We start from the raw sequence: 13984 nt of genomic DNA, 5'->3' as shown, positions 1-13984 counted from the left end.
AAACACGTTGTGAAGCGGTCCTCCACGACGGCATTGCGGGCTAGGCAGGACTGAGGGTGGTCCAGAAGCGTGTGAAACGCTCGACTTTGACGGGCAGGGTTTGCTCCAGGGTTTGCAAAATGGCGGGGATATCGTTGAGCGGGAACGAGCCGGAGATTTGCAAATTGGCCACGGCCGGGTTGCAGCGCAACACGCCGGACTGGTAGCGTGAAAGTTCTGCGGCAAAGTCTTGCAGGCGCATGGCGTAGACGACGATGAGGCCATTGACCCAAGCTATTTCGGTGGCTTTGAGTTTGGTTTTGGCATAGACCTGATTGGCGGAGAAGACCACAGACTCACGGGCGTTGACGCGCACCGGGGATTGTTTGCGGCCAAGCGCACGCACATCGACCATGCCGTCAAAGACACTCACTTTGGTGTAGTCGCGTTGCTGCTGTTGCCACTCGCGCACGCTAAAGCGTGTGCCCAGCGCAGTAGCCATGCCTTGCTTGGTCACCACGCTGAATGGGCGGTAAATGCGCAGGTTTTCGTGGGCGGTTTCAACCAGAATTTCGCCACGCACCAGCTCAACAATCCGGTCAGTATTGCTATAGACCACATTAATGGCAGAGTCGGTATTGAGGTGTACCAGCGTGCCATCTTCGAGCGTTAACTGGCGGCGTTCGCCGACCTCGGTGCTGATGTCGGCCAGCATGCCGCGCCAGGGTTGTTCGCGGTAGGCATAATAGCCACTGCCGCTGACCATGAGCAGCAGAATCAGCTGCTTGAGCAGGCGTCTGCGCTCAGCCGAAGGCGGTGCCTGCAGCGTGGCAAGTGCCAGCGCACCGGGCACTTTGCCAAAGTAAAGCTGCACGCGTTCAATTTGTTGCCAGGCACGGCTGTGTTCTTCATCGGCTTCCAGCCAGGTTTGCCAGGCACGTTTGGCTTTTTCATCCATCTCGCCTGAGAGCCAACGCGCATACCAGTCGCTGGCTTGCTGCATGGCCGGGGTGACTTGTTGTGCGAGTTCAGGCCGCATGCGGGGGCTCTTGCAACAGCGTCATGCATTGCAGCATGGCGGTAGAAACATAACTGCCAACGGTGCGCACGGAGACGCCCAGACGCTCGGAAATTTGCGGATAGCTGGCTCCTTCAAGCTGGGCCAGCAAAAACGCGGTGCGGGTTTTATGCGGCAAGCCATCGAGCATGATATCGAGCCGTACCAGCAGCTCGAGCATGATGGCGCGTGTTTCTGGCGAGCCGACTTCAGCCGGGGCCATGTAGGCCAGTGCTTCGAGGTAGGCACGCTCAAGATCCCGGCGGCGCACATGGTCTACCATCAGGCCATGCGCAACCCGGCTCAGGTAGGCACGTGGCTCGTTTAATAAAGGCAGATCGTGTTTGAGCAACAGATTGACAAAGGTGTCTTGCGTGAGGTCTGCCGCCCAGTTGGGGCAACCCAGACGCTTTTGTATCCAGGCGCGCAACCAGGCATGGTGCTCAAGGTAGAGCCCTCGAATCAAGCCTTGCGGGTTGGATAACTGACTGGACATGGCAACTCTCTTATCGGTGTTTAGGTCTATGAGTGGCAATATTAATGCCAGCCAGCTAACAAATTGAATTGATTGGTTTTTTCAATAATTCCCGGTTGTAAAACTGGCTGCATGCAACCAAACAAAATCGTTTACAACCACCAGTTAAGTCAACTTCAGTACTAAAAGCTTAAAGCGCATTACGGCCACTGATGGGTTGTGGCAGATAGACAAAATACCATTCGCCGTAATAGCGCTTGTCATTGAGATGCTGCAGCTCGCCGCGATAGCCTTTGCTTTTAAAAGGCACTTTGTCCGACAGGCTGTATATGCCCATAATGCCGCCACTCGGCGCTTCGACAATGCCCCAGCCTTCACGCTGCGTAATCGGGTCCTGATAGGGTTTGCGCAGATGCCGGCGCGGCGACGGGAAGCGCTCATCGTTGTACAAAGCCTCCAGCGTCGGTGGAAAAGTTTTAATCACACCCGGCGTCTGGTTGTAATAACGGCCGATGGCATCGCGGTAAGCCAGGCCGACTTTGATCAACTCCTGCTCACGCTCGCGCAGTACCTGCGTTTGCCAGCGCGTGGCAGCCTCCGACAAGATCAGGCCGCTCAGCATGATCAGCATAAACATGCCGATCAGGATAAAGCCCTGCGCTCGCCTACCACAAGGCATACGGGGTCCCATCCTCTGCCAGCAGTGCCGAGCCGCTATGCACATCAAACACACTGCCCTGCTCGTCGATATTGGGCGGCAGTGTAATCACCCAGGTATCGGCACGCTCGGTGATCGGGTCGGGTGGCACAGACTTGAGGTATTGGCGCTCGACCAGCTCGTCCAGCGTTTCCGGGTAACGGTTTTTGTCGTTATAAAACTTGTCGATGGCGTCACGCATGGTGACCAGGTCATGACGCAAAGTGGTCTCTTTGGCGCGCTGCAACATGTGCATAAAGCGTGGCGACACGATGGTCAGCAACAGGGCCAGAATCGCCAACACCACCAACATCTCGATCAAGGTAAATCCACGTTTCATTGCCTACCACTCACTGTAAGGTTGCTGGTTGATGCCAATGGCTGTTGAACGTGACGAAACGTCGTAGACATCTTTGGCCATGTCGTCGATGGCACCATCATAGGCACGGATACGCCAGGTATCGGCATTACTGAGCTGTTGGTCGGTGGCAAACGGGTCGCGCGGGATGCGGCGTAAAAAAAACATTTTTTTCTTTTTGGTATCCTGGGCATTTTCGACGCCGGTGACGAGGATCGCCAGGTTCGGCGGATAGCCACTGCTCTCTGCGGTTTTTTTAATCAGCCCCTGGTCCACTGCATCTTTATAGGCATCAATGGCGTCGCGTATTTGCCACAAGGCGCGCTTGAGTTCGCGCTCTTTTTCGCGCTTGCCGTTGAGTTGCACCACCGGACTGGCCGCCGTCACCAGCAGCGCCAGTAATACCAGTGTCACCAGCAGCTCGACCAGGGTGAAGCCCTTGCTGCGTTTGGCGTGGGCGGGGTTGGCAGAAAACAGTCGCAACGCAAACATGGTCAACCTATCTCAACGCCATCAGGGCTGTACCGCGCCACCATCGGTGCTGTTCATCATCTGGTTGGCAAAGCCGCTGTCATTACGCACATTGCTGCTTTGCGTACTTTGTGGTGTCACCACGGGCGCAGCGGGCGGAGTGGTGTCTACCGCTTGCACCGTACGTGCGCCGCCTGCCCCGACCGGATTCGCCGTCGCCGCCACCCCGGATGGAATCAGGCTGTACACCGCATTGGCCGGGCTCAGGTTGTGCATGATGCGCGGCGTGATGAGCAGCACAATCTCGTTTTTACGCTTGTCCTGATTGTTGTTGCTGAACAGCCTGCCGATCAAGGGCAAATTGGCCAGGCCAGGCACTTTACGCTGGGTGCGCTGCTCGTCATCGCGGAACAGGCCCGCCAGGATTTGGGTTTCGTTATTGCGCAATTGCAGGGTGGTATTGGCGTTGCGGCTACCAATGGTGTAAGCCAGCACGCCGGAACTGGTGGTGACCTGGTCAGTAATATTGCTGACCTCCATGCCGACCTTGATGCTGACCTGGTCCTGCATCTGGATCACGGGCTCCACATCGAGCTTGATGCCGACCTCGATATAATTCACGTTCTGGCTGACAAAGCCTTGCGCACTGGCGACACTGGTCAGCACCGGGATCTTGTCACCGACATGAATCTTGGCACGGTCACGGTTCTTGACGCGGATTTTGGGACTGGCCAACAAATTGGTGTCGGTATCCTGATGCAACAAATTCAGCACCACGGCCGGATCGTTGATGGAAAACACGCCCAGCTTGCCGTTAAAGTTGCGCAATTCGGTCAGCGTTAATTTGCCTGCCTGTGGTTGCGTGCCACTCGTGCTGCCTGCAGCATTGCCCTGCACACCCACCCCAATCTGGCTGGGATACTGGATGCCCAGGTTTTCCAGGTTACGGCGGTTGATCTCCATCACTTCTACCTCCAGCATGACTTCTGGCTCATTGAGGTCTTGCGAGGCAATCAGTTTTTCGGCCACCTTGATGCGGTCCAGGGTGTCACGGATCACCAGCGTATTGAGCTTTTCATCCATATACACATCGCTGGCGCGCAGCACGGTTTTCATCATATTGAGCGCGCGCTTGGCATCCATGTGCGTCAAGTAAAAACTGCGCACAAACAGCTCTTCATATTGCGCCGCACGCGATTGCGGGTAAATCAGCAAGGTATTGCTGTTGAGGATTTTTTTGCCTAGCTGGTGGCTGGTCAGGATCACCTCCAGCGCCTGTTCAATCGGTGTATCCCGCAGCAGCACATTGACGCGGATGCCATCACTGAGCTCCTGGTCAAACGAGAAATTCAAATCACCGGCCTTGCCCAGATATTCAAACGCCTGCTTGATCGGGGCGTTTTTAAGCTCCAGTGTCACTTTCTTTTTGAGCGATGACTGTAACGGCCGCACCACACTGCTACGCTCGTTTTTCTTTTGTTCCAGCTGTTCAAATAACTGACGCGCTTCCGGCTGCGCGGGTTGCTCGGCCAACACGGTGCGCAAGCCAAACTCGGCGCCGGCCCAATCCTCGGCCGCAATCGCGCTTTTAACCTGGATTAATTGCTGGTCGTGCTGGCGGGCTTGCGTGACTTTTTGCAAGCCATCACTGGCCGCGCGATTATTCGGTGCTGCTTGCAACACCTGTTCATAACCCGTCATGGCGGCATCGTATTGTTTGGCCTGCAACAAGTTATCGGCTTCCTGCAATTGCTTTTGCAGCTTTTTCTCCAGCAGCAAACTGAGCCAGTTTTTATATTGCGGCTGGCGTGGGTTTGCCTCTACCAGTGGCTGCAACAGCCGGATCGCTTCGTCATCCTGGCCGCGCGCTGCGTAGAGCCGTGCTTGCTCCAAGGCCGCATCGCCATTTTTTTCAGCCGCTTGCCAGTGACTGCAACTGAGCAATAATAGCGGGCTGCCGAGTAGCCACATCCAACGCCAGCCTGTTTGTTTCATCTGTTTGCTCAAAGCATTCCCCCATTTTCCAGCATCATTTCAAAGCGCTCTCCGGCATGTTGCAGCACCAGCCTGTGCTGATCCAGCCGCGTGACCCGCCACCCCTCGGCAAACCGGTCACCTTCACGCACCACATATTGTTGTTGTCCATCACTTAAAAACACCTGCCAGCGGCCTTCTTGCAGCAGGCGGCCGGCATAGGTATATGGGTTGACCGGCCCAGCTGCGGCTAACGCTTCTGCAGGCACTGCTGGCGGCGGGAGTGCCGCAAACAGATTGACTACCGGTTCATCCATTTTTGCTTCATCGCTAGTCGGCGCATCCATCTTTGCCTTATCTCGCCCCGGGATGTCTGCATTCAACGCAGGCGGGGTACCCGTGGCGGGTAGCGCGTCGGTCAACGCGGCATGTAATGCAGGCAGCGCCTGCGACAAAGGTTTGCGCTGCTTGGCCGCCCCAACTGGCATGGCAGTCGCAGTGACCGGCGTGGGCGCGGTCTCGGTGTCAGACTGGCTCACCCACCAGCAGGCAACCAAGGTCATGGCAAGCGCGGCCACTAAGCCGATTTGCCGGTTCATGCTGGCCTCCGTTTGCGCGTATACAAGTTGAACTCAATATAGGCCTCCAGCCCGGCTTGCTGCACATCGGTGCGTTGCAGCTTGCATTGCGCCAGCGCCAGGCTGGGGTAGCGCTGCAAAACCAGCGCCAGAAAATGCCGCAGTTGCACATAGTCGCCGCTCAAAGGCAGCTTGATGCGCTGCACATATAAATCACTTTGCGCAGTCGCGCCGGATTGAAACTCGGCGCGCTCAAACACCATGCCCATGGCATCGGCCAGGGCCAGAATCTCGGCACTGACGCGGTCGGCGTCTTCTTCACTCGGCCATTGCGCCAACACTGGCATAGGCTGCGGTAAGGCCTGATTGGCTGAGGACGTGGACGGCCTGGCCGTTTGCGTCTGGGGGCCATGCCCGGCGGCTGGTGGACGCAATCGCTGTTGCCAATCTTGCTGCAGCCACCAGGCTTGTGCCAGCATGATCGCCACTATCAGCGTCAATGCCAGCAGGCCGAGCAACCAGGGTTGACGCCAGGGGCTGTGTTGCCAGGCAAACTGCAGGCGTGCCCACACGCGGCTCAGAACCTCGCTACCATTACGCCGGGAATTTAAAACTGCCATGCGGCCTCCAGTTGCAAGCTGGTCATGCGCTCGCCATTGACCTCGGTGCTTTCGCTGCTATTGAGTTTGACGGCCGCCAGCGAGGCTTGCTGACGCAAACGCTCAACCAGGGCCCAGCCCTGCTGGCGTTTGTGTGCGAGCACCGTCATCCTGACCAGTTTGCGCTTGGCATCGGGTGCCAGCTGCATCCAGTAAAGTTCAGCTTGTTGCGCGCGTTCGAGGTCATGCAGCAAAGGCAACCAAGGCGTGGCAATCTGCGCCTGCGCCTGCGTCAACTCGGCCTGCAAGGCCGGGCTGATAGGCGCAAGCTGCACCACCGGGGCTGAGCGGCTGGCAGACTGCCTGGCCAGCCACTGCTGCTGCAAGACCTGATTTTGCTGGTTAAGGTGCTGATAAAGCGGTACCAGCACCAGCAATAGCAACAGCAAGATCAGGCCGAGCGCACAAGCGACCGGGCCAGGCAGCCGACCGGCGGCATGATTAAAGTCCAAAACTGGCATGGCAGCACGCATCAGGCCAGACTCCACATCGGCTGTCCCGCTGGCTCAGTCGTGGGTAAAACAATGACTTTAAATGGCGAGAAATCTTCTGGGCGCAGACCTGCGAGTGCGGTCTGGGCCAGATAAACCGGCAACTGCGCCCGCTCAGGATGCAGGGCCTGCTCGCGCAACAACACCTGGCGCAAGGTATGCCGCCAATCGCTGTCAGGGGAATGGCGGTCTACCGGGAACGTGCGGATCTGCTGCCAGGCACCGTGTTGCAGGCAAGCCAGTGTCAGGCTGGTTGACTCACGGCAGACGATCCAGCCAGCCGCTTCACGGCCCTGCTTTCGCATCCACGCCAGGCTTTGGTTAGCCGAAAGTTGCCAGGCTGGCAGCAGTTGGCCGATAGGCAATCCTGCCGCATCAAACTCGCGATGTAACTGCGTCAGCAAGTCCTCGGCAATCGCATTGATCAAAAATGGCTTGCCATAGCCCGGGCACTGGCTGCGTAGCTGCGATGGCTGCGTCTGAGACCCAAACGCCTGCTGCAAACCATGGGCAAAATAGGCTTGCTGATCCGCACGGCTACGGATCTGATCTTGCCAGGGCAAGGCCAGCCAGCGCACAAATTGATTAGAGAGCACGACCACCACATGCCAGCGTTGCCCGGCATAGGTTGATAACACCAGGCGCAAGGTCTCCCACAATGGCGCAGATGGGGATGCAGCATGGGCATCACTGTGATCATCCACCATATGCGCCGCGTGTTGCAGGCATTGCGCAGCGCCACCCAATCGTCCGCGCCGAGAGCACTCAAAGGCGACAATGCGGTCATGCGTGATCACTATGCGCAACTCTGGCGCAGTGTAGGCTTGCCACCAGCGGCGGCTGGCGGCGGCATGGCAATCGACGCCGGGCTCAGGCCAATGATGTAACACGGTTAATCTCCTGCAAGGTGGTTTCGCCCGCGGCCACCAGGGCCAGCCCGGATTCACGCATGGAACGGGTGCCGGTGGTGGCTGCCAGTGCCTTGATCTGGCTGATGGGGGCTTTGGATACGATGAGCTCGCGCATGCGGTCATCAAACAACAATAATTCAGCAATGCCCTTGCGGCCCTTGTAGCCGCTGCCATGACACTGGCCACAGCCCTGGCCTTTTTTAAACTGGTAATGGCTGGCGGTCGCCGGTGTGAGGCCAGATTTAGTCAGCAAGGCGGCATCAGGGTGGTCGTCCACCTTGCAATACGGGCAAATCACACGGATCAGGCGTTGCGCCAGAATCACATTGACCGCCGAGACAAAGCTGTAGGCATCGACGCCCATATTGGTAAAACGGCCAATGACATCAAACACATTATTGGCATGCACCGTGGTCAGTACCAAATGCCCGGTCAGCGCCGATTGCACGGCAATTTGGGCGGTTTCGCCATCGCGGATCTCGCCCACCATGATTTTGTCCGGGTCATGCCGCAAAATGGAGCGCAAGCCACGGGCAAAGGTCAGGCCTTTTTTCTCATTGACCGGAATTTGCAAGACACCGGGCAGCTGGTATTCCACCGGGTCTTCAATGGTGATGATCTTGTCCTGGCCCTGATTGATCTCGGAGATCATGCCATACAGCGTAGTGGTTTTACCGCTGCCGGTGGGGCCGGTCACCAGTAACATGCCATACGGCGCCTCGGCCTGGGCGCGGATTTGCGCCAGCAAGGTCGGGGCAAATCCAAGGACTTCCAGGCTGATGCCCTGTGCCTCGCTGAGGGCTTTGCGGTCGAGCACGCGCAACACCGCATCCTCGCCCAGCACACTGGGCATGATGGACACGCGCAGGTCAATGTCGCGGCCCAGCGCATGCACCTTGCAGCGTCCATCTTGCGGAATACGGCGCTCGGCAATATCGAGCTCGGACATGACCTTGATGCGCGAAATGGCCTGCTCGGCCTGCATCACGCCATTCAAACCGCCGACTTCGGTGAGCACACCGTCAATGCGGTATTTGACACGCAAACCTTGCAGCGTTGATTCGAGATGGATATCACTGGCCCCGGCCTTGAGCGCGTCGTACAAGGTAGAGCGTACAAAACGCACCACCGGGCTGCTGTCTTCGCTGATGGATTTGAGCGAGAGCTCTTCCACCGGCGCCTCTTCTTCATGGCTGGTAGCATCACCCGCATGCACCTGATCCATCGCCCGCATTTGCGCCTCGTGAAACTGCAAACAGGCCGCAATATCATTGCGATGCGCCAGTGACCACTGCACCGGTTGCCGCACCAGATGCTGCAAGCGTACCTGCAAGGCCTCATCAAACGGGTCGGCCATCAGCATGTGCAAAGACTGATCCTCCGCTTGCATCAGGATCACGTGCCAGGCATTGGCGTCATTGAGGCCCAAGGTGTCAAACTTGGGCTGCATGGCATGCATGGCCAGCGCGGTCTTGACCGGATAGTGCAGCCAGCGGCCCAAGGCCTCGACAAAGGCATCGGCGGCCAAGCCACTCAGTGATTCCAGCACCTCGACCAGCGGCCGGCCGCTTTGCGCGGCCAATAGTCGCGCCTGCTGCAGCAAGTCGCCGGACAACACGGGGGCCTCGCCCAGGGGCTGCTCCAACATGGATAAATCCTGCATATTCATTTTAAGCTTGCATCCCGTCTACAACCTCTATCCTCTGACACGCCTACTAAACCGCACCTCTTTTTTGGGGGCTCATTATTCAATCGAAATTTTTCATTTATGGTGCTGATTATTCAATCGCGCCGGCCAACTCAAAAATCGGCATATACATCAACACCACCACCAGCCCGACAATGAGGCCGATGATGACCATCAGTGCTGGTTCCAGCAGCTTGCTCAACCACTCGACGCGGCGCGCGGTATCCTCGTCATAAAACACCCCAATCCGCCCCAGCATCTCGTCCAGCTGGCCGCTACGCTCACCCACGCGCAACATGCGGTTGGCGATAGAAGTGGTCAAACCATGCACCTCCATGGCACCAGACAGCGGCTTGCCCTCACGCACATCAGCGATCACCTGCTGCAAGGCGCGTTGCATCTCTAGCGGTAACAGAGACTGCACCATGCCCAGGGCAGTCAACAAGGGAATTCCTCCCTGTAACAACATCCCCAGCGTGCGGTAAAAGCGGGCCAGTTGATAAATGCGCAAGGCCTCACCCAAACTCGGGATCTGCCAGATTTTTTTCATGATCCAGGCCTGGCAAGCCGGACGCGAAAACAGCAGCCACAGCATGGCGATACCACTGATGGTGCTTAATAACACCAGCTCGCCATGCCCTTGCAGCAACTGCCCCCAGCGCAGCAGCATCTGGCTGGCCCAGGGCAGCTTGTCGCCACCACTTTCATAAATCGTGCTAAAGCGCGGCACCACATAGCCCAGCAGAAATAGCACCACCAGCCCACCGACCACGATGAGCAACACCGGATAAATCGACGCTGAGATGATTTTTTTACGGATGGCATCGACCTGGGCCTGATAAGCAACATGGCGTTTGAGCGCCTGTGCCATGTCGCCGGTGCGCTCGCTGGCACGAATCAAGGCGACATACAAAGGGCTGAAGACCGCGGGTTGCAAAGCCAGCGCCTGTGACAGCGGCAAGCCCTCGTACAAGGCCTTACGTAGGTCGGTCAGCACCGCTCTTGAGGTTTCTTGCTGCTCTTTCTCGGCCAGTCCCTCAATCGCCTCAATCAAACTCAGGCCAGACTCCAGCAGCGCCAGCAACTCCTGGCTAAACAAGCTGAGCTGAAAGCTGTTTTTCTTGATCGGCCATTGCGGAAGCGCCCATGCCCGACGCGGCTGGCGCACCTGCAAGACGCCATATCCACGCGCCTGCGCCTGCTGACGTGCCGCCTGCGGGTCGGCTGCCTCCAGCGACAACCAGCTGACCTCGCTGCCCTGCAATACCTTGAGCTCAAACTTCATGGCTAGATGGCTGCTTTACCAGTTACCCACATCGCTATCGGCATCCTGGCCGCCCGCCGCACCATCACTGCCCAAAGTCCAGACATCGTAGTCGCCATGCTCACCAGGCGCGCGGTATAGATAAGGCCGCCCCCAAGGATCAGCGGGCACGCCTTTGGCCAGATAAGGCCCCTGCCACTTGGTCTCGCCACTGGGGGCCTGATTCAGCGCCGCCAGCCCTTGCTCAGTGCTGGGGTAATGGCCAGTGTCCAGCCGATAGGTGTCCAGCGCGCGCGACAAGGCCTCAATTTGTGCTTTGGCGGTTTTGGTTTCAGACTTGCCGATCTGTGCAAAGTACTTGGGGCCGACATAGCCAGCCAGCAGACCGATAATCACCATCACCACCAGCAGTTCCAGCAAGGTAAACCCCCGGTGTGTGTTTGGCGCAAGTGTGGCCACTGGACGGATTGCAGATTGATTTTTTTTGGACATGATTTACCCCCGACTACTTGGTCATAAACAATTGGCTCACGCGATTAAGCGTGTCCAGTGACAACAAACCACTGCTGAACTGCAAGTTCACCCAGTCACTAATCAGGCTGTAATAGGCCTTGGTCAGTGCCAGCTGGTTGTTAAACAGCTTTTGTTGGGCTTCCAGCACCTCGTGGTTGGTTTTAAATCCGGCCAAAAATCCTTTTTGCGTGCCATCCAGGGCCACCCTGGCCGACTGCACCGCCTGCTGGTAGGCAGTGACGGATTGTTGTTGTGCGTGCAGACTCTGGTAGTACTTGCGCACATTGAACTCCACCTCGCGCAACTTGGCGGTCATGGTTTCTTCACTGGCAGTCAGGCGGCTGGCACTCTGTCGCACATTGGCACTCACATACCCACCCGCAAATAAGGGCACATTCATCTGCAATGCCAGCGTTGTGGTGTCAAAACGCGAGCCCAAGGTGTTATTACTGTCGTTCTGGCTGTAAGAGCGCACACCGACCAAATCCAGCGTCGGATAATGCCCGGCCTGTTTTTTCTCGACATCCTTTTTGGCAACCTCAATATTCTGGTAGGCCGCCGCCAGCTCAGGGTGGTGTTGCCGGGCCAGCGCCAGCCAGGTTTCCAGCGGGTGCTCGGCCGGGCTGAGCTGATTCAAGCCATCGACCAGCAGCTCGGCAGACAAGACATGCGTGCTGCCTGTCAGAATCTGCAGGCTTTGCTGACTGGCCTGCAAGTCATTATTGGCTTGCAAGTGCTCCACTTTAGCCACATCCAGATTGGACTGCGCCTCACTCACCTCGACCACGGTGCCACTGCCGCGCGTATAGCGCTGTTCCGCCTGTTGCAATTGCTGGCTGACCGCCTCCAGCTTGCGTGCCTGCACCGTTACGCGGTCTTGCGCGTAGAGCGTCTCCAGATAAACCGACACCAGCTTGAGGATCAGTTTTGCGGTTTCCTGCTCCAGCAATGACTCCTGCGCACTCACATAAGATTTGGCGCCGCCATACATGGCGAGCGTCTCTTTGTTGTACAGCGGTTGCCTGACCGAGAGGCTGTAATTTTCGAGCGAATAATCGAGCTCACTATTGACGGCCCCCAGCGTGGTTTGCGTCGTGCGGTCCGTATTGCCGCGCCCCTTGAGCAAGCCCAGTTGTACCTTGGGATAAAACATTGCGCGCGCCTTGGTCAACTCTTCACGCTCAGCCTCGGTATTGGCCAGCGCAGCCCGGTAGTCTGCATTATGGGTCGCCGCCAGTTGATACAGACTGTTGAGGTCGGCCTCGGCGATGACTATCCCTGGCAACGATAAGCCTGCAAGGAGGCAGACCAGTCTTAAAATCCGGAATAGACGCAAAAATATAAATAGAGAGACATATAAAGCAACCGCCATTGGAAAATACGTTATCAGTGAGTGAGCAGGATAAAGTGCAAGGCGCACGGAGCGGACGAGCCGAGACAGTACAAATAGTACGGCGAGGTTAGGAGTACCGCGTAACGCATCAATTTGCCTGCGCAGCCACTGAGAACGTGTTTCCATTATTCTTCTTTCATTGAAGCGGCCAACCGCTTGCTCAGCGGATGCATCAGGTAATTCCACAGCGTGCGCTCCCCGGTCTTGATCACGACCTGTACTGGCATGCCCGGCTGTAACTGGCGGCCTTGCAAGGCTTGCACGCCTTTGTCCGTCAGCTTGACGCGGGCCAGGTAATAACTCTGGCTGCCTTCAGGCGTTGCGGCCGGTTTGCTCAGCAGGTCTTTGGAAACCGATTTGAGCTGGCCCTCTGCCAGCAGTTGCGGGCTGTTGGCAAAGGTAGAGAAGCGGATATCGGCCGCCTGGCCGACATGAATTTTGTCGATCAGGTGTGGCGGAATCTGTGCGTCCACAATCAGCGCTTCACCCGAGGGCACAATATCCATGAGTTTTTGCCCAGGCTGGATCACGGCACCCACGGTGTGTACCTGCAAGCCCACCACCTGGCCTGAGGCTGGCGCGCGGATTTCAGTCCGCCCCAGTTCTTCGCGCAACGCGCGGACTTTTTCGGCATCGGCCTCGACTTGCAATTTGACTTGCGCCATTTCTGCATCAATGTCTTTTTTCTCCAGCTGTTTGCGCTGATAAATTTGCTGTTGCAGCTCGAGAATGGCCCGCTGTGCACGCAACAGATTGGCTTGCGTATTGGCCCGGTCACCATACAGGGCCGCCACACGTTGCTCCAGGTCATTTTGCTGGTTGCGGGGCGCATAGCCCTCGGCCGCCAGGGCGCGCACACCCTGCAGTTGTTCTTCGAGCAGGCGCAGTTGCGATTCATGACTGGTCAACACGCCGCGATAGCCTTCTATCAGCGCCTGATAGCCGGCAATGGCCTCTTGCTTGGCCGCAATATCCGCCGCCAGCGCTGACACTTTGGCCAGCAGCAACTGGCTCTGGTTACGCATCTGTTGCTGAATCAGCGGGTCGGTCTGCTGGCTGATCAAATCCGGGTGAAAATCAATCAGCGTGCGCTGCGTCTGCTCGGCACGCAAGCGGTCTTCCTGTGCGCGCAACCCGGCATAACGGTGACGCACCTCTTCATAGCGTGCCTTGCTGGCCTGGGCATCCAGCTTAAACAACAGGTCACCGGCGTGCACCTCCTGCCCTTCGTGCACAAATAACTCGCTGACCATGCCGCCAGACAAATGCTGCACCACCTTGTGATTGCTTTCCACGCTGATCACGCCTTCGGTCGGCACGCCCTCATCCAGTGGCGCCAGGGCAGCCCACAGCACAAACCCGGCCAGGCCCGCCAGCAAAATCAGGGCACCTTTGCGTGCAGGCCTCGCGTTATGCGCATAGTCTTCAATGGCATGGACATTGTCAGGGACAGGGCTGGTCGACATCAGCGACATGT

15 protein-coding genes are annotated in these 13984 nt (G+C 57.4%); all 15 read right to left on the bottom strand.

What is annotated here, in order from left to right; genetic code table 11:
• Positions 1-40: 40 nt before the first annotated feature.
• Positions 41-1018, bottom strand: coding sequence for a FecR domain-containing protein (locus ACFQ1T_RS06570; protein ID WP_379075041.1), 978 nt, complete (start codon positions 1016-1018; stop codon positions 41-43).
• Positions 1008-1532, bottom strand: coding sequence for a sigma-70 family RNA polymerase sigma factor (locus ACFQ1T_RS06565; RefSeq protein WP_379075038.1), 525 nt, complete (start codon positions 1530-1532; stop codon positions 1008-1010). Before ACFQ1T_RS06565 ends, ACFQ1T_RS06570 begins: the two co-directional genes overlap by 11 nt.
• Before the next feature lie 169 nt (positions 1533-1701).
• The gene (locus ACFQ1T_RS06560; protein ID WP_379075036.1) at positions 1702-2190 is read right to left on the bottom strand and encodes a type II secretion system protein; all 489 of its coding nucleotides are present in this window, start codon (positions 2188-2190) and stop codon (positions 1702-1704) included.
• Complete coding sequence (locus ACFQ1T_RS06555) at positions 2177-2548, bottom strand: type II secretion system protein (RefSeq protein WP_379075034.1); 372 nt, start codon at positions 2546-2548, stop codon at positions 2177-2179. Before ACFQ1T_RS06555 ends, ACFQ1T_RS06560 begins: the two co-directional genes overlap by 14 nt.
• 3 nt (positions 2549-2551) lie before the next feature.
• Entirely contained in the window at positions 2552-3058 is a 507-nt protein-coding gene (locus tag ACFQ1T_RS06550; protein ID WP_313986796.1) for a prepilin-type N-terminal cleavage/methylation domain-containing protein, read from the bottom strand.
• A gap of 21 nt (positions 3059-3079) precedes the next feature.
• Positions 3080-5032, bottom strand: a complete 1953-nt coding sequence (locus ACFQ1T_RS06545) for a tetratricopeptide repeat protein (RefSeq protein ID WP_379075030.1) — start codon at positions 5030-5032, stop codon at positions 3080-3082.
• A gap of 8 nt (positions 5033-5040) precedes the next feature.
• Entirely contained in the window at positions 5041-5610 is a 570-nt protein-coding gene (locus tag ACFQ1T_RS06540) for a hypothetical protein (RefSeq protein ID WP_379075027.1), read from the bottom strand.
• Positions 5607-6209, bottom strand: coding sequence for a hypothetical protein (locus ACFQ1T_RS06535; RefSeq protein ID WP_379075024.1), 603 nt, complete (start codon positions 6207-6209; stop codon positions 5607-5609). Before ACFQ1T_RS06535 ends, ACFQ1T_RS06540 begins: the two co-directional genes overlap by 4 nt.
• Positions 6197-6709 carry a hypothetical protein gene (locus ACFQ1T_RS06530; protein ID WP_379075022.1) on the bottom strand — a complete coding sequence of 171 codons (513 nt, stop codon included), beginning with the start codon at positions 6707-6709 and terminating at the stop codon, positions 6197-6199. Before ACFQ1T_RS06530 ends, ACFQ1T_RS06535 begins: the two co-directional genes overlap by 13 nt.
• An 11-nt stretch (positions 6710-6720) precedes the next feature.
• Positions 6721-7629, bottom strand: coding sequence for a hypothetical protein (locus tag ACFQ1T_RS06525; protein WP_379075019.1), 909 nt, complete (start codon positions 7627-7629; stop codon positions 6721-6723).
• Complete coding sequence (locus ACFQ1T_RS06520) at positions 7610-9319, bottom strand: GspE/PulE family protein (RefSeq protein ID WP_379075016.1); 1710 nt, start codon at positions 9317-9319, stop codon at positions 7610-7612. The genes ACFQ1T_RS06525 and ACFQ1T_RS06520 overlap by 20 nt, the downstream gene beginning before the upstream one ends.
• 109 nt (positions 9320-9428) lie before the next feature.
• Positions 9429-10622, bottom strand: a complete 1194-nt coding sequence (locus ACFQ1T_RS06515) for a type II secretion system F family protein (protein WP_379075013.1) — start codon at positions 10620-10622, stop codon at positions 9429-9431.
• Positions 10623-10637: 15 nt separating this feature from the next.
• On the bottom strand, positions 10638-11093 hold the full coding sequence (gspG, locus tag ACFQ1T_RS06510; RefSeq protein WP_379075010.1) for a type II secretion system major pseudopilin GspG: 456 nt from the start codon (positions 11091-11093) through the stop codon (positions 10638-10640).
• A gap of 13 nt (positions 11094-11106) precedes the next feature.
• The gene (locus tag ACFQ1T_RS06505) at positions 11107-12399 is read right to left on the bottom strand and encodes a TolC family outer membrane protein (RefSeq protein WP_379075007.1); all 1293 of its coding nucleotides are present in this window, start codon (positions 12397-12399) and stop codon (positions 11107-11109) included.
• A 233-nt stretch (positions 12400-12632) separates the two neighbouring features.
• Positions 12633-13982 carry an HlyD family type I secretion periplasmic adaptor subunit gene (locus ACFQ1T_RS06500; protein WP_313986822.1) on the bottom strand — a complete coding sequence of 450 codons (1350 nt, stop codon included), beginning with the start codon at positions 13980-13982 and terminating at the stop codon, positions 12633-12635.
• Positions 13983-13984: the final 2 nt, after the last annotated feature.

The sequence above is a fragment of the Methylophilus glucosoxydans genome, from assembly GCF_042676145.1.
GTDB lineage: Bacteria > Pseudomonadota > Gammaproteobacteria > Burkholderiales > Methylophilaceae > Methylophilus > Methylophilus glucosoxydans.
This window is presented reverse-complemented; position numbering and strand designations above follow the sequence as displayed.

What these genes read in the sequence shown, in the direction of transcription:
- ACFQ1T_RS06530 (WP_379075022.1), bottom strand. Translation starts at nt 6,709, where the DNA reads ATGCCAGTTTTGGACTTTAATCATGCCGCCGGTCGGCTGCCTGGCCCG.
- ACFQ1T_RS06515 (WP_379075013.1), bottom strand. Translation starts at nt 10,622, where the DNA reads ATGAAGTTTGAGCTCAAGGTATTGCAGGGCAGCGAGGTCAGCTGGTTG.
- ACFQ1T_RS06500 (WP_313986822.1), bottom strand. Translation starts at nt 13,982, where the DNA reads ATGTCGCTGATGTCGACCAGCCCTGTCCCTGACAATGTCCATGCCATT.
- ACFQ1T_RS06565 (WP_379075038.1), bottom strand. Translation starts at nt 1,532, where the DNA reads ATGTCCAGTCAGTTATCCAACCCGCAAGGCTTGATTCGAGGGCTCTAC.
- ACFQ1T_RS06560 (WP_379075036.1), bottom strand. Translation starts at nt 2,190, where the DNA reads ATGCCTTGTGGTAGGCGAGCGCAGGGCTTTATCCTGATCGGCATGTTT.
- ACFQ1T_RS06555 (WP_379075034.1), bottom strand. Translation starts at nt 2,548, where the DNA reads ATGAAACGTGGATTTACCTTGATCGAGATGTTGGTGGTGTTGGCGATT.
- gspG (WP_379075010.1), bottom strand. Translation starts at nt 11,093, where the DNA reads ATGTCCAAAAAAAATCAATCTGCAATCCGTCCAGTGGCCACACTTGCG.
- ACFQ1T_RS06550 (WP_313986796.1), bottom strand. Translation starts at nt 3,058, where the DNA reads ATGTTTGCGTTGCGACTGTTTTCTGCCAACCCCGCCCACGCCAAACGC.
- ACFQ1T_RS06545 (WP_379075030.1), bottom strand. Translation starts at nt 5,032, where the DNA reads ATGAAACAAACAGGCTGGCGTTGGATGTGGCTACTCGGCAGCCCGCTA.
- ACFQ1T_RS06520 (WP_379075016.1), bottom strand. Translation starts at nt 9,319, where the DNA reads ATGAATATGCAGGATTTATCCATGTTGGAGCAGCCCCTGGGCGAGGCC.
- ACFQ1T_RS06570 (WP_379075041.1), bottom strand. Translation starts at nt 1,018, where the DNA reads ATGCGGCCTGAACTCGCACAACAAGTCACCCCGGCCATGCAGCAAGCC.
- ACFQ1T_RS06535 (WP_379075024.1), bottom strand. Translation starts at nt 6,209, where the DNA reads ATGGCAGTTTTAAATTCCCGGCGTAATGGTAGCGAGGTTCTGAGCCGC.
- ACFQ1T_RS06540 (WP_379075027.1), bottom strand. Translation starts at nt 5,610, where the DNA reads ATGAACCGGCAAATCGGCTTAGTGGCCGCGCTTGCCATGACCTTGGTT.